14 protein-coding genes are annotated in these 20129 nt (G+C 62.7%); 11 read left to right on the top strand and 3 right to left on the bottom strand.

Going from position 1 to position 20129, the window contains the following annotated elements:
- Positions 1–22 precede the first annotated feature (22 nt).
- From LC298_RS03865 to trxA, 11 genes are all read left to right on the top strand, one after another.
- On the top strand, positions 23–1807 hold the full coding sequence (locus LC298_RS03865; protein ID WP_131564506.1) for a sensor histidine kinase: 1785 nt from the start codon (positions 23–25) through the stop codon (positions 1805–1807).
- Entirely contained in the window at positions 1804–2301 is a 498-nt protein-coding gene (locus LC298_RS03860) for an HPr kinase/phosphorylase (protein WP_131564508.1), read from the top strand. Before LC298_RS03865 ends, LC298_RS03860 begins: the two co-directional genes overlap by 4 nt.
- 139 nt (positions 2302–2440) lie before the next feature.
- Positions 2441–2842 carry a PTS sugar transporter subunit IIA gene (locus tag LC298_RS03855; RefSeq protein WP_131564510.1) on the top strand — a complete coding sequence of 134 codons (402 nt, stop codon included), beginning with the start codon at positions 2441–2443 and terminating at the stop codon, positions 2840–2842.
- Entirely contained in the window at positions 2843–3136 is a 294-nt protein-coding gene (locus tag LC298_RS03850) for an HPr family phosphocarrier protein (RefSeq protein WP_131564512.1), read from the top strand.
- A gap of 92 nt (positions 3137–3228) precedes the next feature.
- On the top strand, positions 3229–4629 hold the full coding sequence (gene ahcY, locus LC298_RS03845; RefSeq protein WP_131564514.1) for an adenosylhomocysteinase: 1401 nt from the start codon (positions 3229–3231) through the stop codon (positions 4627–4629).
- A gap of 305 nt (positions 4630–4934) precedes the next feature.
- Positions 4935–7349, top strand: coding sequence for a sensor histidine kinase (locus LC298_RS03840; protein WP_223385524.1), 2415 nt, complete (start codon positions 4935–4937; stop codon positions 7347–7349).
- A 30-nt stretch (positions 7350–7379) separates the two neighbouring features.
- Positions 7380–8915 carry a tRNA (adenosine(37)-N6)-threonylcarbamoyltransferase complex ATPase subunit type 1 TsaE gene (gene tsaE, locus LC298_RS03835; RefSeq protein WP_223385523.1) on the top strand — a complete coding sequence of 512 codons (1536 nt, stop codon included), beginning with the start codon at positions 7380–7382 and terminating at the stop codon, positions 8913–8915.
- Between the two features lie 17 nt (positions 8916–8932).
- Positions 8933–9655, top strand: coding sequence for a nucleotidyltransferase family protein (locus tag LC298_RS03830; protein ID WP_223385522.1), 723 nt, complete (start codon positions 8933–8935; stop codon positions 9653–9655).
- A gap of 66 nt (positions 9656–9721) precedes the next feature.
- Complete coding sequence (addB, locus tag LC298_RS03825; RefSeq protein WP_131564520.1) at positions 9722–12844, top strand: double-strand break repair protein AddB; 3123 nt, start codon at positions 9722–9724, stop codon at positions 12842–12844.
- A complete protein-coding gene (gene addA / locus LC298_RS03820) occupies positions 12837–16367 on the top strand; it encodes a double-strand break repair helicase AddA (RefSeq protein WP_158284655.1) in 3531 nt (1176 codons plus the stop codon). Before addB ends, addA begins: the two co-directional genes overlap by 8 nt.
- Positions 16368–16451: 84 nt before the next feature.
- Positions 16452–16775: a thioredoxin gene (trxA, locus tag LC298_RS03815; protein WP_131564524.1), complete on the top strand. Its 324-nt coding sequence runs from the start codon at positions 16452–16454 to the stop codon at positions 16773–16775.
- Between the two features lie 69 nt (positions 16776–16844).
- On the opposite strand, the gene LC298_RS03810 is transcribed toward trxA, so the two are convergent.
- From LC298_RS03810 to trpA, 3 genes are all read right to left on the bottom strand, one after another.
- The gene (locus LC298_RS03810) at positions 16845–18140 is read right to left on the bottom strand and encodes a bifunctional folylpolyglutamate synthase/dihydrofolate synthase (RefSeq protein WP_131565806.1); all 1296 of its coding nucleotides are present in this window, start codon (positions 18138–18140) and stop codon (positions 16845–16847) included.
- Positions 18141–18255: 115 nt separating this feature from the next.
- The gene (gene accD, locus LC298_RS03805) at positions 18256–19224 is read right to left on the bottom strand and encodes an acetyl-CoA carboxylase, carboxyltransferase subunit beta (RefSeq protein ID WP_131564526.1); all 969 of its coding nucleotides are present in this window, start codon (positions 19222–19224) and stop codon (positions 18256–18258) included.
- 40 nt (positions 19225–19264) lie between these two features.
- On the bottom strand, positions 19265–20104 hold the full coding sequence (gene trpA, locus LC298_RS03800) for a tryptophan synthase subunit alpha (protein WP_131564528.1): 840 nt from the start codon (positions 20102–20104) through the stop codon (positions 19265–19267).
- Positions 20105–20129 lie beyond the last annotated feature (25 nt).

Here is a 20129-nt window from a genome sequence, read left to right as displayed (position 1 = left end):
CAGGCGGGCTAGACGGAAGGCAATGGCGGTCGAGACTGATCATATCAGCTACGGGACACAGACGGCCGATCTGAAAAGCAAACGTCGACCAAAGCGACGGACTCTGCCCGGAATTGTGCGTCCGCTTCGCCGAGTCTTCGGACATTACCTTTTTTCGTCTCTGACGCGCCGCATTCTGTTCCTGAATCTCGCCGCGCTTGGCGTCCTGATGTCGGGTATTCTCTACATCAACCAGTTCCGCGACGGGCTCATAGACGCCCGGGTCGAAAGCTTGATGACCCAGGGGGAGATCATCGCCGGTGCCATCGCCGCGTCGGCAAACGTCGAAACCAACGGCATTCTGATCGATCCCGACAAGCTGCTCGAATTGCAGGCCGGTGAAAGCATCGTGCCGAATGCCGATAGGTTCGACAATCTCGATTTCCCGATCAATCCGGAGCGGGTTGCGCCGGTGCTTCGGCGCCTGATCTCCCCCACTCGGACGCGTGCGCGCATCTATGACCGGGACGCCAACCTGCTGCTTGATTCGCGTCATCTGTATTCCGGCGGACAAGTGCTCCGTTACGATCTTCCCTCGGTCGATGGGGGAGATCTCGATATCTGGGACCGTCTAGGCAAAGCCGTCTCGTACATCTTCCGTCGCCGCGATCTGACGGTGTACGTCGAGCAGCCGGGCGGCAGCGGCACAGCCTATTCCGAAGTCATGAGCGCGCTCGCCGGCGGCCGGTCGCAGGTCGTGCGGATCAGCCAACACGGAGAGTTGATCGTGTCGGTGGCGGTGCCTGTCCAACGTTTCCGCGCCGTTCTGGGTGTTCTGCAATTGTCGACCCAGGGAGGCGATATCGACAAGATTGTCGAGGCCGAACGATTTGCGATGATGCGGGTATTTTTCGTTGCCGTGGTGGTCAATGTAATTCTTTCCTTCCTGTTGGCGGGAACCATCGCCACTCCCTTGCGGCGTCTGGCGGCGGCAGCGGTTAGGGTTCGCCGGAGCATCCGGTTGCGAGAAGAAATTCCGGATTTTTCCGATCGCCAGGATGAGATCGGCAACCTTTCTGTGGCGCTGCGCGAGATGACCAATTCACTCTATGCGCGCATCGACGCCATCGAGAGTTTCGCCGCCGATGTCAGTCATGAACTGAAGAACCCACTGACCTCGCTGCGCAGCGCCGTTGAGACCTTGCCTCTTGCGCGCAACGAGGAGACACGCAAGCGGCTGACAGACGTGATTCAGCACGATGTGAGCCGTCTTGACCGCCTCATCACCGATATCTCTGACGCTTCGCGGCTTGATGCCGAACTGGTGCGGGAGGACGCCAAGGAGGTCGACCTCGAGCGGCTTCTTCGCGAACTTTCCGGAATTCTCGGTCAGAGCAGCCGCAACGGTTCGCGGGTCTTGAAGCTCCATGTGGACAAGCGGCGTCACGGTTCGAAGAGCTATTTCGTCAACGGCCACGAGCTGCGGATTGGCCAGATCATCACTAATCTGGTACAAAATGCCATGTCGTTCGCGCCGGACGATGACGGTCGCGTCGATCTGCACCTGTCGTCCACTTCCCGCCACGTGGTCGTCACGGTCGACGATAACGGCCCCGGCATTCAGTCGGAAAACGCCGAGAAGATTTTCCAGCGATTCTACACCGACCGCCCCGGAGCAGACCAGTTCGGCCGTAATTCGGGGTTGGGCCTTTCGATTTCGCGGCAAATCGCGGAAGCGCATGGCGGGACGCTCTCTGCCGAGAACATCGTTGAGGATGACGGGCGAATCGCCGGCGCCCGGTTCGTCCTCCGGCTGCCGCGCGAATGACCCGCCGACCGAAGAACTCCGCCCTTGGCGAAACTACCCTCGAACACGTGACTGTCATTGAAATCGACGGTCGCGGCGTGATGATCCACGGACCCTCAGGCGTCGGCAAGACAGCGCTCGCCCTCGAACTGATGCACCGTTGCCGCGTCGCTTCGGTTCCGGTGGCGCTGGTGGCCGATGACTATGCCTTCGTGTCGGGTGATGTCGACACCGGTTGTTTGGTCGCAAAAGTGCCCGATCGCATCGCCGGATTAGTAGAGCTCCGCGGGTACGGCGTCGCGGCGGTTGGGCCCGGGCGCCACCGGCCGGAGACGCGGCTTGCGCTTGCAGTCGCGCTGTGCCCCGCAGACGAAGCCGAGCGGGTTGCTGATCCCGGGCGTCACTTGACACTGCACGGCGTTGAAGTCCCCGAGATGGCCCTGTTGGCCGGTACGCCGGCTTCATCAGCGCTCGCGGTTCTTGGTTGGCTCGGGCTAGCCGCGAGCGTGATCTGAAGCCGCCGAGGATCCGGACACCCGGGGGGGTCTTGTCACGGCCCTATTTTGCTGGTCATGTTGCAGGCCGGTTTTGGCCCGCCATTAGTCTTGCGGGCGGAAACACTTCTGGGCGGGCCGTATTGGGAGATAGAACAGGATGATCGGTGTCGTGCTTGTGACGCACGGAAGCCTTGCTGTTGAGTTCAAAAGCGCCGTGGAGCACGTCGTCGGCCCTCAGGATCAGTTTGAAACTGTCTGTATCGGTCCCGACGACGACATGGAGCAGCGCCGGCGCGATATTTTGGCCCGAGTCGGGGATGCCGACAGCGGCGAGGGCGTGATCATCGTCACCGACATGTTCGGGGGCACTCCGTCGAACCTTTCGATTTCAGTCATGGAGACCGGTCGAATCGAAATTCTTGCGGGCATGAACTTGCCGATGCTGATCAAGCTGGCGAGGGCTCGCGCGACGGCGCCCATGGCAGACGCCCTCACGCAGGCCTGCGAGGCCGGCCGCAAATATATCAATGTGGCCAGCCAGATTCTGGCCGCGAAGTAGATGCACTTGCAGGATCAGGACAAGAAGTCGATCCGTGTTCTCGTGGTTACGAACAAACGCGGACTTCATGCGCGTGCGTCGTCGAAGTTCGTCAAGCTCGTCGAGACTTTCGAGGCCGAAATCGTCGTTTCGCGAGATGGGCTTTCAGTTCACGGAAATTCGATCATGGGCTTGATGCTCCTGGCAGCCGGGCCCGGGAGCACGATTGAGGTTGCGGCCACGGGCCCCGACGCCGAGGCCGCAATTGAGGCGATCGCCGAGCTGCTGACGGACAAATTTGGTGAGGATGAATAATATCCAGATCAGGATATAAAGATTTCCTTATATAACGATTGTCAGTGCAGCCGGTCTCTGCTAGGCACCCCGCAAATCGAAGGAGTTTGCGCATGTCTAGTGGAAATGATTATGCAATCGCCGATATCGGTCTCGCGGATTACGGCCGCAAGGAGATCGACATCGCCGAGACGGAAATGCCGGGCCTCATGGCTTGCCGCGACGAGTTCGGTGAGAGCCAGCCTCTCAAGGGTGCCCGCATCACCGGTTCCTTGCACATGACCATTCAGACCGCCGTACTGATCGAGACACTGAAGGCACTTGGCGCCGACGTGCGCTGGGCGTCCTGCAATATCTTCTCGACTCAGGATCACGCCGCCGCCGCCATCGCCGCGACGGGTACGCCAGTTTACGCGGTCAAGGGCGAAAGCCTCGAGGATTACTGGACCTACACCGACCAGATTTTCCATTGGCCGGATGGTGAGCCGTCCAACATGATCCTCGACGATGGCGGCGACGCTACGATGTACATTCTTCTCGGGGCCCGCGCGGAAGCCGGCGAGGACGTTCTGTCGCACCCTGGGTCTGAAGAGGAGGAAATCCTCTTTGCCCAGATACGCAAGCGCCTCGCCGCCTCGCCAGGCTTCTTTTCCCGCCAGCGCGACGCGATTCGCGGGGTTACGGAGGAAACAACGACCGGCGTGAACCGTCTCTATCAGCTGCAGCAGAAGGGCCTCCTGCCGTTCCCGGCGATCAACGTCAACGATTCGGTGACCAAGTCCAAATTCGACAACAAGTATGGCTGCAAGGAATCGCTTGTCGACGGCATCCGGCGCGCGACCGACGTGATGATGGCAGGTAAGGTGGCAGTCGTCTGCGGTTACGGTGATGTCGGGAAGGGTTCCGCCCAGTCACTGCGCGGCGCCGGCGCCCGGGTGAAGGTCACGGAGATCGATCCGATTTGCGCGCTTCAGGCTGCGATGGATGGTTTCGAGGTTGTCCAGTTGGAAGACGTGGTCTCCACGGCCGACATCTTCATCACCACGACAGGAAACAAGGATGTCATCCGTCTCGACCACATGCGCGAGATGAAGGACATGGCGATTGTCGGCAATATCGGCCATTTCGACAACGAGATTCAGATCGCAGCACTGCGCAATCTGAAGTGGACGAACATCAAGCCGCAGGTCGACATGATCGAGTTCCCGAAAGGGAACCGGATGATTCTTCTGTCCGAAGGCCGCCTGCTGAATCTCGGCAATGCCACGGGGCATCCCAGCTTCGTGATGTCGGCCTCGTTCACAAATCAGGTTCTCGCGCAGATCGAACTCTTCGTGCGCGGTGATCAGTACAATAATGAAGTCTACGTCCTGCCGAAGCATCTCGACGAAAAGGTTGCGAAGCTGCATCTCGACAAGCTGGGTGCACGCTTGTCTGAGCTGTCTGAAGAGCAGGCGTCCTACATCGGCGTCTCGTCCAAGGGCCCGTTCAAACCTGAACACTACAGATACTGATTATCCAGTTTTTCGGCGCAACATCTGGTGGCCGGAGGCGCAAAAGCGCCTCCGGCCAATTTTTTGCCCGTCGGGTGCTTCACGGCGAATCCCTCCGCGGGTATTTTGGAATGATTCGCGGGCCGGTATGCGGGGCGAGCGGTTCGCGATATGTCCGCGTGGAAGCTGCATGAAGTGGCTATATCCAGCGCCTGCGGCGAGGGGACACAATGCCGTTGAGGCAAGATGCAAATCGACCATGCGCCGGGAGCACGCTTCGTGTCCGTATCGTTCGTTTGACTGCACCGGCATTGCTGGCGACGCTGATGGCCGATACGCGGTCCTGGGCGCAGGATTTCGCTTATCCGGAAAGCGATATCGTTGGCTTTTCGCTGGGCACGCCGGAAGTCGTCCAGTTTGCATTGTTTGCCGGCGCAATGACGGCGGCTCTGGCATCCGCACTTTGGCTGATCCGCGAACGTGGGCGGATCGCGCATCAGAACGAAACGCTGCGAGCAAAGCTTGTTGTTCTGAACGCTCATACGAGTCAACTCGAGGCACTCGCCACGACCGAGGGTCAGCGCGCCGTGATTTGGGAAGACCGTGACAAGAAGCCTGCCGTCATCGGCGCGCTGGAAGCCACCACCGGAGCCCCCTCTGACCGCGCCGGCTTTCTGGCGTTCGGGCGGTGGCTTGAGCCCGGTTCCGCGGCGCGCATCGAACGGCTGATCACGGACCTTCGCGATGAAGCGCGACCGTTTGTCGATACGGTCGAGACGCGCGGCGGAGCGCCTCTTGAAGTCATCGGCCGGACAAACGGCTCGAGCGCCGTGGTGCGCTTTTCAAACCTATCCGGGGAGCGCGCGGAAAAAGCCCAGCTCGCGCTTGACCACAATCGCGTCGTGCAGACGCTGGAAACACTTCAGGAGCTTTTGGATGCACTGAACGCTCCGGTGTGGCTGCGTGATTCACAAGGCAAGCTTACCTGGGTCAACCAGGCGTTCGCCAAGGCGACCCGGCATGAAACCTCGGCGGAGGTCGTCGCGGAAACCTCAGAACTGTTTGGTAGCCAGGCCTTGCAGAAAATATCGGACGGGCGGGAACGCGGCGGGGCATTCAAAGCTGCAATATCGACGGTCGTCGATGGGGACCGGCTGGTGTTCGACGTGGTCGATGCACGCGGCCCGTGGGGTTCTGCAGGACTTGCAGTCGACAAGACCGAATTTGATGCCATACGGAGGGAGCTAGGCAACACGATCCGCAGCCATGAAGAAACGCTGGACGAACTGACCACCGCCGTTGCGATGTTCGATGAAAATGCAAGGCTGCGGTTTTTTAACCAGGCCTTCCAGAAACTTTGGGGTCTCGAATCCCGGTTTCTGGAGTCGAAGCCTGATACTGGAATGCTTCTCGACACGCTGCGGGCCGAGGGCAAGTTACCGGAGCAGCCGGAGTGGCGGCGCTGGAAGAACACCGTCCTATCCGCCTATCAGGCAATCGAACCCCAAGAGCACTGGTGGCACCTGCCCGACGGACAGACCGTGCGCGTGATCGCCAATCCACATCCCAAGGGCGGGCTGACCTGGGTGTTCGAAAATCTAACGGAGCGCATTGATCTCGAGAGCCGGTACAAGACGCTCGTGCGAGTTCAAGGCGAATCGCTCGATCATCTGGCTGAAGGAGTGGCTGTGTTCGGATCGGACGGTAAGCTGCAGCTTTCTAATCCCGCATTCGCGCGTTTCTGGGGACTCGAAGAACTGACGCAGCGCGAGGGTGTGCATATTTCAGAGATAGCAAAAACTTGCCGCGACCGCTCCGGTGATGAAGAGCCGTGGGACCATTTCGCCGCCGTTGTTACCAGCTTCGCCGATGATCGCGGCGAAGAGACGGGCCGAACGCCGGTCGGTGACGTGACACTCTCCTGGATGGTTGTTCCGCTGCCGAATGGTCAGACCATGATAACATTCGTCGACGTCACCGCATCCGATCAGGTTGAACGTGCGCTGCGTGAGAGAAACGAGGCGTTGGAGCGCACCGCGCAGCTGCGCAGCCGATTTGTGCATCACGTGTCCTATGAACTGCGCACACCGCTGACCAACATCTCCGGGTTCACTGCTCTTCTGCAGAGCGACGTCCCGGGATCCCTGAACGCCAAGCAGCGCGATTACGTCGACCACATCGCCTCTTCCTCGGAGGCGCTGATGGTGATTGTCGACGACATTCTCGATCTGGCGACAATTGATGCCGGCATCATGGAACTCGATTTCATTGAAGTGGAGGTCGAGCCGGTCATCCGCGACGTCACGGAGGCCATGCAGCCGCGCTTTGCCGAGCACGGGATCGATCTCGTGGTCAGGGTTGCGCCGGATACCGGTTCCATCTTCGCGGATGCCGCGCGGCTCCGGCAAGTGATATTCAACGTGCTCAGCAACGCCGCGGATTTCGCGCCTGAGCGTTCGACCGTCACTCTTGACTGCGAGCGTGGCGAGGACGGAATTGTCTTCAAGGTACGCGATGGCGGTCCCGGCATTCCCGTCGAGGCGCTGGACGATATTTTCAATCCCTTCCAGACGGGAAAGATCGGACGCCGCCGAGGTGCCGGTCTCGGCCTTTCGCTTGCTAAAAGTTTTGTGTCGCTTCATGACGGCGAGATCGATATCAACTCGTCGGCGGGTCGTGGCACCGAGGTTGTTCTCCGGTTTCCGCAGGTTCCGCCAGGAGTGCGCGTCGCGGCCGAGTAGGGTGGACGCACCGCATCCGGAAAGACACGCTTGAACGAGAAGCCCGACATCACCGGCGAGAGGATCTTTTTCGCCACGGAAGAGCAGTTGCGCGGATTCGCAGCAGACGTCGCCATGGCGCTGAGGATCGGTGACTGCCTCCTTTTGAAGGGCGATCTCGGCGCGGGAAAGACGACCTTCGCCCGCGCGCTTATTCGCGCACTGGCGGGGGACAGTTCGCTGGAAGTGCCCAGTCCGACATTCACGCTCGTCCAGAATTACGAACTGCGCTTTCCGATCGCACATGTCGACTTATACCGGATAGCAAACCCCGCCGAGATTGACGAATTGGGTCTGCAGGAGGCCGTTAACATAGGGGTGGCGATCATCGAATGGCCGGAGAAGGCAGACGGCAACCTGCCGACCGGCGCCGTCACGCTTTCCTTGGCGGAGTGGCCGGACGATCCGGAAGGGCGCGTTCTGCGAATCTCGGCGCGAAAGGACTTCATGCGGCGGTTGCACCGAAGCCGCTCGATCCGCGCCTTTCTTGAAAGGCACGGCCGCGAGAACGCCGATAGGTCATTCCTCCTCGGCGATGCATCGACCCGGACCTATGAGACGATCACGGCAGGTGCCGCGAACGAAATCCTCATGAACGCGCCACGGCAACCCGATGGCCCGCCGGTGCGCCACGGCAAATCCTATTCAGCCATCGCCCATCTTGCAGAAGACGTGACGGCCTTCGTCGCCATCGGTCAAGTCCTGCGTCGGAAGGGTTTTCGCGCGCCGGAGATATACGCGTTCGATCTCGATCAAGGGTTTGTTCTTCTTGAAGATCTGGGAGCAGAGGGGATCCTAGACCTAAAAGGATCGCCTGACCCTAGCCGCTATCGGGCCGCGGTCGAATGTCTCGCCGCGATCCACGCCACGAAGTGGCCCCGCGAGATAACCGTCGGTGACCGGGTGCACGTGATTCCCGAACTTGATCGCGATGCCTTCCTTATCGAGACCGAACTCTTGATTGACTGGTTCGTCCCCCGTGCCGAGGGCCATCGTTTGTCGAATGCTGATCGCGCTGCTTTCCGCCGATTATGGACGGAGCGCCACCGATCGCTGCAATCGGCGGAGATGGGTCTGCTCTTGCGTGACTTTCATTCGCCCAACATCATTTTCGACGAAAGCACCCGCGGCGCGGGCCGGGTTGGCCTGATAGATTTCCAGGACGCGCTGATTGGCCCGGTGGCCTACGACGTAGTTTCCTTGGTCCAGGATGCCCGCGTCGATGTCTCGGAAGAACTGCAGGACGGATTGCTGGATCACTATTGCCAGATACGGGCCGGCGAAAGCGGGTTCGACGAGATAGCGTTTCGGGAGGCGTTTGCGGTTCTTGGCGCCCAGCGCACCACCAAGATACTTGGCATCTTCGTTAGGCTCGATGAACGTGACGGTAAACCCGGCTACCTGCAGCATATCCCCCGGCTGCAGTCTTACCTTGAGAGGAACCTTCGCCACCCGGCGCTGCAAGAGTTGGCCGTCTGGTACCAGTCACACGGAGTGCTGACGGCGCAGATCGGGGTGGGGTCCTGATGGGCGTTGCGGTAAAAATGGCTATGCTCCTTGCAGCCGGCCTCGGTAAGCGTCTCCGTCCAATCACCGATTCGGTGCCCAAGCCTCTGGTACCGGTGGCAGGCCGCACCATGCTCGACCGCTCGCTCGACATTGTCGAGGAAGCTGGAATCCGCCGAGCGGTGGTCAATATTCATTATCTCGGCGATCAGGTCGTCGCGCATTGCGAGCGGCGCGGGCATCCGGATGTCATGATTAGCGACGAAAGCGACAAAATTCTGGAGACCGGCGGCGGTGTCGTGAAGGCGTTGCCGATGCTCGGCCCCGAGCCGTTTGCATTGCTCAACGCCGACACTTTCTGGTACGAATGGGGGCGTCCTAATCTGCCGGCGATGATCGAACGGTTCGATCCGAAACGCATGGACATTCTCCTGATGCTGTGCCCGCTGGCCGATACGACCGGGCATCCTGGAGGCACCGATTTTTTCATGGATTCAGATGGAAGGCTGCGGCGCGCAACCGACAAGTCGCATCCTGACGGGCTCCTTTATGCCGGTGCGACGATCTACAATCCGACAATTTTTCATGGGGCGTCCGCCGAACCGCATTCGCTCAATGTGTATTACGACCGCGCCATCGCCGACGGCCGGCTTTTTGGTCATCTCATGAGTGATGCCCACTGGTTTACCGTCGGAACGCCAGATGCCTTGCCATTGGCGGAACGCAAGCTCGCCGAGTTGGGGGCGACGTCTCGCGATTGACCCGAAGGGGCGTGCAGCCGAGATTGCGGACGGAATCAGACATGCGATCCTGAAAGGCGAAATCGTTTGGCCGAATACGTTCAACCGCGCGTCTTCACGATTGCGCCCGGCGTACCTTTTCTGCCGGGAGTCGCGAGCGCATTGTGCGAAGGCCGGCTGGTCGAGGGGTTCCGTTTCACGGGCGATCCGCTGCAGCTTTCAGCGGTGACGATCTATGTTCCGACCCGGCGCGCGGCGCGCGAACTGAGATCGGCATTCCTCGACCATCTCGGCGGCGAGACGGTGATGTTGCCGCGCGTCAAACCGCTTGGTGAATTTGACGATAATGCCGATTTATTCGAGGGCGATGGCGCGGCGGCGATCACGATTCCGCCGGCGATCGACCGCGGCGAGCGCCTGCTGCTGCTCGGCGCGCTGATTGGCCAGTGGACCCGGCACCTCACGATCGACGTCGGTTCGCTCTACGGAGACGAGGACATCCGCACGCCCGTTTCGACGGCGGATGCGTTCTGGCTCGCGCGCGACCTCGCCGATCTGATGGACCAGTTCTCGACCGGCCGGGTGGCGGTCTCCGACCTCTCGGCGCTCGACACCTCCGAACTGTCGGAGTGGTGGAAGGTGACGCTGGCGTTTCTGGAGATCATGCGCCGCGAGTGGCCGGACATCCTTGCCTCACGCAACGCCATCGACGCGGGCGAGCACCGGAACCGGAGGCTCTTGGCGGAAGCGGAACGCCTGAAGCGCAATCCCCCGCCCGGGCCGGTCGTCGTTGCCGGCTCCACCGGCACCATTCCGGCAACCGCGGAACTGATCGCCGCCATCGCCCGTCTTCCGATGGGCGCGGTGGTCTTGCCCGGATTCGACCGGGATATGGACGACGCGTCGCGGGAGATGCTTGCTTCGCGTGACGATATCGCCTCGGTGGTCGGTCATCCGCAATACGGGTTGCATCAGCTTGTCGGGCGAATCGGCATTTCCCACGACGCGATAGTGCCGCTCAGATCAGTCGCGGACGCAGGCCTGGAGGCGCGCCGCCTATGGGTGGCCGAGGCGCTCCGTCCTTCCGGGACAACCCATCTCTGGTCCAAAACGCGCGAGGCGTTGGCCGACACCGCCTTCGAGGGCGTCGCGCTGCTGCAGGCACCGAACGAACATCTGGAGGCCGCCGCCATTGCCGCCGCGCTGCGCGAGGCCATCCACGAGCCGAAGGCGACCGCGGCTCTCGTCACACCCGACCGCGATCTGGCGCGCCGCGTGGTCGCCGAACTCGCCCGATACGGGATCGCGGCGACGGACACTGGCGGCACACCGCTCGCCTCGACCTTGCAGGGCAAGCTGCTGACACTCGTACTCGACGTCGTTTTCGGCGCCGGTGATCCGGCGACGTTGCTCGCCCTGCTGAAGCATCCGTTCGTGCGGATGTCGGCGCTGGCCAATGAGCACCGTCACTGGGTCGATCTCTTCGAGGTGGCGATCCTGCGCGGCGGAACCGGGCGCATCGATCCGGGCAACCTTGCCGATTTCGCCGCCGCGCGGCTGGTGGAGGACGAGCGCCGCAATCCACGCCTGACGCGGCGTTTGAATGCTCTCTCCGTCGACGAGGTCGAAGGCCTGATCGCGTTTTCGCGCCGCATCGAGGCTGCGCTCGAACCCCTGTGCTCCCTTCGACGCCGCAGCGGACAGGTTCCATTTCCGGCTCTGGTCGGCGCGACAGTCGAGGTGCTGGAAACGGTTTGCCGGGATGAAAACAGGCTTCACCGGGACATTTATGACGATGAAAACGGCGCTGTGCTGAGAGCGTTCCTCTCCGGCCTGATGGCAACTGACGTATCGCTTTCCATGAGCGCGGGCGACTGGCCGCAGGCGGTAAGCGCCCTGGCTGCCGATGTCGCGGTAAAGCCGGCGCCGGGCGGCCATCCCCGAATCTCGATCTGGGGAGCGTTGGAAGCCCGCCTGCAGACCGTGGACCTGATCGTGATGGGCGGACTGAACGAGGGCACGTGGCCCGGCCAGACCCGCAACGACCAGTTCCTGACCCGTGGCATGAAGGCCGGACTGGGCCTTGAACCTCCGGAGCGACGGATCGGGCTATCGGCGCATGATTTCCAGATGGCGATGGGTCAGCGTCGCGTGATCCTGTCGCGCTCCGAACGGGCCGAAGGCGCACCCTCGATCGCATCGCGCTGGCTGCAGCGGATGACGACCTATGCCGGTGAAGAGGCGACCCGCCGCATGCAGGCGGAAGGACACCGTTATGTGCAGATCGCGCGATTGCTGGAGGAGGGCCGCCCCACCGACTTTGCGCCGCGCCCCTGTCCGGCACCGCCACTCACGGCCCGGCCCGACTCTATCTCGGTAACGGAGGTCGAGACACTGATCCGCGACCCCTATGCCGTCTACGCAAAGCGCGTGTTGAAGCTGGAGCCGCTGGAGGATCTCGTGCGCGATCCGGCCGCCGCCGAGCGGGGCTCGCTGTTCCACGCCATCTTCGAGGCGCTGGTGCGGGAGAGAATCGACCCGCTCGCGCCCGACGCTCCTGCCCGCATGGTTGATGTCGCAAAAACACTGTTTGCCGAAGAAGATTATCCGGCTGACATTCAGGCGGTCTGGTGGCCGCGGATCGAGGCGGGCGTCAAAGGCATTGCCGCATGGGAGGCGGGGCGCGCGGCCGGCGTTCGCACGCGGCTGGCGGAGGCCGATGCACGCCCGACCGAAGTTGCGACGACCGGGGTTCGCCTGCGCGGCCGGGCTGACCGGCTCGATATACTGGACGGCGGCACGGTCGACATTATCGATTTCAAGACCGGCAGCCAGCCTTCCGCAAAGGCGGTCCAGGCGCTTCTTTCACCGCAATTGCCGCTCGAAGGCGCGTTGCTCCGCCGCAGTGCCTTCGCAGAGGCCGGCGCCATCGGCATTTCCGGAATGCTATACGTCAAGGTCGGCTCCAAGGGCGACGTCGAAGCGAAGGACGTGCTGAAGGGCAGCAAGGAAGCAGGAGACGCCGACCCCGAAGCGCTGAGCGAGGAAGCCTGGGAGAAACTGACCCGGATGCTCGCCTATTACGGCAAGCCGGCCAACGGATATCTTTCGCGCCGCATGCCGCAAAAGATGCGCGGGCGCGCGGGCGACTACGACCATCTCGCGCGGTTTCACGAATGGTCTGCGGGCGATGGTGATGGCGATGAGTGACGCAAGGAGCCGGCCGCGAGCGCTCCCGGACCGGGACACGCTCGCGCGCCAGGCGGTGGCCGCCGATCCTGTGAAGTCTGTGTGGGTGTCCGCCAACGCCGGCTCCGGCAAGACATACGTTCTGGCGACTCGCGTGATCCGCCTCTTGCTCGCCGGAACCGATCCGTCCCGCATTCTCTGCCTCACCTACACCAAGACCGCCGCTGCCGAGATGAAGGACCGGGTGTTCAGGCGGCTCGGCGAGTGGGTGTCCATGCCCGAGGCGCAACTGCGCAAAACCCTCGAAGAACTGGAAAACCGGACGCCGGACAGCGACCGCATCGCGTTCGCGCGGAACCTTTTTGCGCGCGCGCTGGAAACGCCCGGCGGGCTGAAGATCCAGACCATTCACGCCTTCTGCGACGCGCTCCTCCATCGTTTCCCGCTGGAGGCCAATGTTCCCGGCCATTTCGAGCAGCCCGATACGGAGATGGTCGACGCGCTTCTGGGCCAGGCCCGCGCCGAGATGCTCGCGCATATCGACGGCGATACCGGGGGCGATCTCGCCGCGGCATTCCGCACGGTTATCGAGCTGTCCGGAGAGAGCGGACTCGACGGATTGCTGGACGAGGCCATTCAAAGCCGGTCGAAACTGACCGCGCTGTTGCGGGAGATCGGGCCGGCCGAGACGCGGCGGGAACATTACTTGGATGCGTTCGGGTTCAACGACGATGACACCGCGGAGCGGATCATCGCAGGGGCTCTTTCTTCGCTGACGGCCTGCCGGCCGGTGGTTCGCCAGGTGCTGGAAGCATCGGCGGGGGTCAGCGCCAAGACGGGACGGAACTTCGCCGAGGGGTTTCTTGCCGCCCTGGATGCCGTCGAAACCGATCCGCCCGGCGCATACGCGCAATGCCTGGCGCTTTTTTTTACCGCCGCGGGCAAGCAGCGAGCGACAGGGACGCTCTTCAATGACAAGGCGGTGCTGACGGTTCCTGATTTTGAGCTGGCTTATGAATCCGCCCTGGAAACGGCCGGCAGAGCGCGTGACCGGATCGCTCTGCTTTCCCAGATCGACAACACGCTCGCCGCATTGGCGGTGGTCGATCGCCTGCTGGAGGGCTACGAGCGGTTGAAACGGGCGCGCGGCTATCTCGATTTCGACGATCTGATCGAGCGGACGGCGACATTGCTGCTCCGCCCCGATGTCGGCGCTTGGGTTCGCTACAAGCTGGACCAGGGGATCGACCATGTCCTTGTCGACGAGGCGCAGGATACCAGCCCGGTCCAATGGGCGGTGATCCGCTCGCTGACCGACGAGTTCTTCGACGGACAGGCCGCGCGGGACGTGCGCCGGACGCTGTTTGCTGTGGGGGACGAGAAGCAGTCGATCTACTCGTTTCAAGGCGCCGATCCGGCGAGCTTCGGCGAAGCGGGGGAAGCCGTCTATCGGAAGGCGCGCCATGTGTTCGGTCCTGAGGGGTTCGAGAACATGCCCCTGCAGACCTCGTTCCGTTCCACGCAGGATGTGCTGACTGCTGTCGACACGGTGTTCGAGCATGAGACCAATCGTGCTGGCGTCTCCCGGGACGAGCGTCCGACGCGGCACGTATCGCTGCGCACGGACCAGCCCGGCCGGGTCGAAATCTGGCCGATGGAACGCGCCAGCGATGACGACGAGCCGACGGACTGGACGGCGCCGGTCGACGCGCCCCCTCTTCCTTCGGTCGTCGTCGCGGGACGGGTGGCGGCCACGATTGCGGACTGGCTCGCAAGCGGAGAACGGCTCGAAGGAACCGGAGAGAAGATTTCAGCCGGCGACATCCTCGTTCTCGTCCGTTCGCGCGATGCTTTTGTAGGCACCTTGTCGCGCGCGCTGAAGAACCACGGGGTTCCGGTCGCCGGCGCGGATCGTCTGCGGATGACCGATCACATCGCGGTGCTCGATCTGCTGGCGCTCGCTAAATTCGTTCTCCAGCCGGCGGACGATCTGTCGCTGGCGGCGGTGCTGCGCAGCCCCCTTTTCGATCTCGATGAGGAAACATTGTTCGCGGTTGCTTACGATCGGGGCCGCGAGCCGCTGTTCGTGGCGCTGCGCCGCAAGGCAGAGGGTTCCAGCAGATTGCGGGCGGTATGCGCTGTTCTCGACGCATGGCGCGAGCGTGGCCGAACATTGCCGGTATACGAGTTCTATGCCTCGATACTTGCCGGGGAGAACGGCCGCGAGAAACTGACCGGCCGCCTCGGCCCGGAAACGCCCGACATGCTCGATGAATTCATGCGCTTCGCTCTGGCGCAGGAACGCGCCGGCCTGCCGTCGCTGCAGAACTTCGTCTCGGTGCTGGAAACGGCGAGTCCGGAGATCAAACGCGAAATGGACCCGGCGCAGGCACAGGTGCGCATTATGACGGTGCACGGGGCGAAGGGGCTCGAGGCTCCGGTCGTCTTTCTTGTCGACCGTGGCGCGCCACCGCACAGCGCCGGCAACGAGAGCCGGTTCCTCGAGGCGAAGGCGAATGAGGGCAAAGAGATCATCCTCTGGAACTGTTCCGGCGGTCCGAAATCGGACGTGACCGAAGCCGCGCGCGCGGAAGTCGCCCGCAAAGCCGGGGAGGAGTATCGCCGTCTTCTCTATGTGGGAATGACGCGGGCCGCCGACAGGCTCATCATGGCCGGCTATGCCGGCAAGCGCGGAGGCAAGGGCGACACCTGGCATGGGGTGGTTGAGCGTGCACTCGCTCCGTTTTCACGCACGGTCGCCTATTCGGACTTCGAGGCCTTGCGCTTTCAGGTGACGAAGGCGCCTGCGGTCATGTCCGAAGCGAGCGAAAAGGCCGGTACGTCACAGACCGTTTCACTTCCGGACTGGTTTTCGGACCGGGTCGAGCGCGAGCCGCCCCTGCCGCGCCCCTTGTCGCCTTCCGGCGCCTCCGGCATTGCGGTCGAGCAGGAGCGCGATACCGCGCAAGCCGAAGAGACGCCGTCGCTGCTCACCGTTGATTCGGTCGATGGTTCGCCGTCCTTCGCCATAAAGCGGGGCCTCGCCATACACCGCCTCCTGCAAATGCTACCCTCCGTCGAACCGGAGGAACGGCCCGTCCGCGCGGTCGAGTATTGCCGCCGACTCGAAACCCGCTGGTCGGGGGACGAGATAGAAGACGTCGTCTCCCAGGCGCTCTCGGTTATCGACGATCCCGCGCACGCCGCGTTATTCGGCAAAAACTCGGCCGCTGAGGCGCCGGTAATGGGAACGCTGACGCTTGGCGGCGAACGGCGTGCGGTATCGGGTGTGATCGACAGGATCGCCGTCGATGGCGACCGGGTCCTCATCGTCGACTACAAGACCAATGCCGCGCCCCCCACCGCCGCCGAACACGTCCCGGACACCTATTTGCGCCAGATGGCACTCTATCGGGGGCTGGTCGCCCCGCTCTATCCCGAAAAGACCGTAGAGACCTTTCTGCTCTATACGGCCGCGCCCCGCATGATCGCCTTGCCGCGCGCGTTGCTTGACGAATCGCTCGCCGTTTTCAACAGTCTCTGAGAACGCCGCGGGTGGGAATGTTGGCCTTGAAACAGTCGCGGTGATACCCAGATTAAGGCGAACAAACAGACAGGAGTGCCCATCATGGCGACCGTAAAGATCGACGGCAGCAACTTCCAGGAAGACGTTCTCGGCTCCGATACACCGGTGGTCGTGGATTTCTGGGCGGAATGGTGCGGTCCGTGCAAGATGATCTCGCCCGCGCTCGAGGAGATTTCGACCGAGATGAACGGCGCCGTGAAGATCGCCAAGGTCAATGTTGACGAGAATCAGGACCTTGCGGTCCAGTATGGCGTCCGGTCGATTCCCATGCTGCTGATGTTCAAGAACGGCGAAATCGCCGACCAGATGGTCGGAGCGGCCCCGAAAGCGAAGCTCATGGACTGGATCAAGAACGCGACCAACTGATCCGCTCCGGATTGTCCGTGAAACGAGCCCGGCCCGAACGCCGGGCTTTTTCGTTGATGCGAGCGGAAATCAGACAGGCGGTGTGCCGTTGTCGCGAAGCACGCCGCCGGCGAGGTAGAGCGATCCGCCGATCAGCACGCGAGGCGCCGGCTCGAGCCGGTTCCAGCCTTCTCCCAGCAGGCGCAGCACTTCGGCGACATTCTCCATAGGCTGGGCGGAAAGGCCGGCTTCCAGCGCATCCTCGGCAAGGGTCTTTGGATCGATCCCCGCATCGCTCTCGGGGACAGGAACGGTAAAGACATGCCGCACCATGCCTTCGAAGGCGCGGAAATAGCCGCGGGCGTCCTTGGTGTCGATCATGCCCGTCACCAGGAAGACCGGTCTTTCCGCCCTGTCCTGCATGTTTGCCAGCGCCTCGGCAATCATTTGTGCGGCATGCGGGTTGTGCCCGCCATCAAGCCACAACTCCGACCCCTCCGGCAGCAGGGCGACTAGGTTGCCGTCGGTCAGGCGCTGCATGCGCGCCGGCCATTGCACGTTCTCCATCGCCTGCTCGGCGGCATCGTGCGCAATGTCGAACCCCGCCGCCGATACGGCCGCCAGGGCGGCCGCCGCGTTGGATATCTGGTGACGGCCCGCCAGCCGGGGCATCGGCAGGTCCATCAGGCCGATGTCGCTCTGGAACGCCATGCGCCCGTGTTCCTCGTAGGCGTAGAAATCCTGTCCGTACACGGCGGCGGGGCAACCGAGGCGGCCGGCCGCGTCGGCCAGCACCTCGCGGGCGATGTCATTGTCCTGAAAGCCGATCACCACCGGCCGGCCGGGCTTCATGATTCCGGCCTTTTCCATGGCGATCAGCTCGATCCTGTCGCCGAGATAGGCTTCGTGATCGAGACCGATCGGCATGATCACGCTGACGGCCGGATCGTCGATGACATTGGTCGCGTCGAAGCGGCCGCCAAGACCGACCTCGACGATCGCCGCATCCGCCGAGTGCTCCGAAAACAGCACGAACATCACGGCGGTGAGGATTTCGAAGACGGTGATCTGTTCGCCGCCATTGGCGTCGGCCACACGCCGGATGGCGTCGGCGAAAACGGCGTCATCGACGAATTCGCCCGGCCCGTGCGCGCGCCCGATCCGGTAGCGCTCGTGCCAGCGGACGAGATGCGGCGAGGTGTGGACGTGAACCGAGCGGCCCGACGCCTCCAGCAGCGCGCGGCACAGCGCCGCGCACGATCCCTTGCCGTTCGTCCCGGCGATGTGAATGACGGGCGGCATCCGCTTCTGCGGATTGTCCAGCCGGGCGAGAAGGCGGGTGATGCGATCGAGCGAAAGGTCGAAACCCTTCGGATGCAGATCCATCAGCCGGTCGATTTCGCGCGCCGCTGCGCTGTCGGATTCGGCCGACGGCAAGGGCGGTGTCTGGCGTTCTGCCGGGGAGGTCACGATGGATCCTGTCGGAATGCCGAAGCGATGATTATTGCGCCGGTTCGGTCGCGGTTTCGGGGGTGGTCTCGCCGGTGACCGGATCGGCCCCGGTTGACGGGGCGGGCAATGTGTTCGCGGGTTTGACGTCGGCGCCCGTGTCCGCCAGGGCGGGCTGCTTCATCATCATCCGCAGCAACCGCCCGATCGTCGGCCGCAGCTCGTGGCGGTGCACGACCATGTCGACCATGCCGTGATCGAGCAGGTATTCCGACCGCTGGAACCCTTCCGGAAGCTTCTCGCGGATCGTCTGCTCGATCACGCGGGCGCCGGCGAAGCCGATCACCGCACCGGGTTCGGCGATATGGATGTCGCCGAGCATGGCGTAGGAGGCGGACACGCCGCCGGTGGTCGGGTTGGTCAGCACGACGATATAGGGAAGCCCTGCCTCCTTCAGCATCTCGACCGCGACCGTGGTGCGCGGCAACTGCATCAGCGACAGGATACCCTCCTGCATGCGCGCGCCTCCGGACGCGGCGAACAGCACCATCGGGCGCTTTTTCTCCACTGCTGTCTCGAAGCCCTTGATGATTGCCTCGCCGGCGGCGATGCCGAGCGAGCCGCCCATGAAGCTGAAATCATGCAGGCAGGTGACGATCGGAAGACCCTCGAGCGAACCCAGCGCATTGACGATGGAATCATCGAGGCCGGTCTTCTGCTTGTTCTCGCGCAGTCGGTCGGCGTATTTCTTCTGGTCCCGGAACCGGAGCGGATCGACGGCGACGGCGGGGTTGGTGACGATCTCGAATTCGCCGTCGTCGAAGAAATGCTTCAGTCGGTCCTTGGCCGAAATCTTCATGTGGTATCCCGATGCCGGGATGACCCACTGGTTTTCCTCCAGTTCCCGGTGGAACACCATCTCGCCGGTCTCGGGACACTTGATCCAGAGGTTTTCCGGCATCTCACGGCGGCCGAGCATCGAGTTCAGTCGCGGGCGAACGTAGCTGGTGATCCAGTTCATGGGAGCGTCCCGTTAAGTCGTGAAGGCTAATGTGGCCCGTCTATTCGGCGGCTTCAAGGCGCGAGGCGCGAACGCCTGCGGCGAGTCCGCCGACAAGCGTGGCGACGGCCTCGACCGTGTCGGACGTCGCCTTGTTGTCGCCGTCGAGCGTATTGGCGATCGCCTGCACGATTGCGGTGCCGACGACAACACCGTCCGCGTCGCGTCCGATCACCCTCGCCTGCTCGGCCGTCTTCACGCCGAAGCCGACGCAGACCGGCAGTTGTGTATGACGCTTGATCCGGGTGACCGCTTCGCCGACCGCGGTCGTATTGGCGATGCTGGCGCCGGTGATCCCGGTCATCGAGACGTAGTAGACAAAGCCCGACGTGTTGGCGAGCACGGCGGGAAGCCTTGCATCATCGGTCGTCGGTGTGGCAAGGCGGACGAAATTGAGGTCGGCCTTCAGCGCCGGAACGCATAGTTCCTCGTCCATCTCCGGCGGCAGATCGACGATGATCAGCCCATCCACACCGGCTTGTTTCGCATCCGAAAGGAACCTTTCGACGCCATAGACATAGATCGGATTGTAATAGCCCATCATCACGATCGGCGTGTCCGAATCGTGCTTGCGGAATTCATCAACCATCGCGATGGTCTTTGCCAGCGACTGTCCGGCGCGCAGCGCCCGCAGCCCCGCCGCCTGGATAGCCGGGCCGTCCGCCATCGGGTCGGAAAACGGCATGCCGACCTCGATCACGTCCGCTCCCGCCGCGGGCAGCCGCTTGAGGATCGCAAGCGAGGTCTCGTAGTCGGGATCGCCCCCCATCACGAAGGTAACGAGCGCAGGTCGTCCTTCGTCCCTCAGCCTCGCAAACTGTCTGTCCATACGCTCTGTCATTGTCGGTTCCCCGGCATGAAATTGG

Origin of the sequence: Oricola cellulosilytica, assembly GCF_019966575.1 — a bacterium.
GTDB classification, from domain to species: Bacteria; Pseudomonadota; Alphaproteobacteria; order Rhizobiales; family Rhizobiaceae; genus Oricola; species Oricola cellulosilytica.
The sequence above is the reverse complement of the archived record's forward strand: the minus strand, read 5'-3'. Positions and strand labels throughout refer to the sequence as shown.

Bases quoted from the DNA above. Each gene is read 5' to 3' on its own strand.
- accD (WP_131564526.1), bottom strand. From the start codon at position 19,224: ATGAACTGGATCACCAGCTACGTTCGCCCGCGACTGAACTCGATGCTC.
- LC298_RS03840 (WP_223385524.1), top strand. From the start codon at position 4,935: ATGGCCGATACGCGGTCCTGGGCGCAGGATTTCGCTTATCCGGAAAGC.
- trpA (WP_131564528.1), bottom strand. From the start codon at position 20,104: ATGACAGAGCGTATGGACAGACAGTTTGCGAGGCTGAGGGACGAAGGA.
- addA (WP_158284655.1), top strand. From the start codon at position 12,837: ATGAGTGACGCAAGGAGCCGGCCGCGAGCGCTCCCGGACCGGGACACG.
- LC298_RS03860 (WP_131564508.1), top strand. From the start codon at position 1,804: ATGACCCGCCGACCGAAGAACTCCGCCCTTGGCGAAACTACCCTCGAA.
- LC298_RS03830 (WP_223385522.1), top strand. From the start codon at position 8,933: ATGGCTATGCTCCTTGCAGCCGGCCTCGGTAAGCGTCTCCGTCCAATC.
- LC298_RS03850 (WP_131564512.1), top strand. From the start codon at position 2,843: ATGCACTTGCAGGATCAGGACAAGAAGTCGATCCGTGTTCTCGTGGTT.
- LC298_RS03810 (WP_131565806.1), bottom strand. From the start codon at position 18,140: ATGGATCTGCATCCGAAGGGTTTCGACCTTTCGCTCGATCGCATCACC.
- ahcY (WP_131564514.1), top strand. From the start codon at position 3,229: ATGTCTAGTGGAAATGATTATGCAATCGCCGATATCGGTCTCGCGGAT.
- LC298_RS03865 (WP_131564506.1), top strand. From the start codon at position 23: ATGGCGGTCGAGACTGATCATATCAGCTACGGGACACAGACGGCCGAT.
- trxA (WP_131564524.1), top strand. From the start codon at position 16,452: ATGGCGACCGTAAAGATCGACGGCAGCAACTTCCAGGAAGACGTTCTC.
- LC298_RS03855 (WP_131564510.1), top strand. From the start codon at position 2,441: ATGATCGGTGTCGTGCTTGTGACGCACGGAAGCCTTGCTGTTGAGTTC.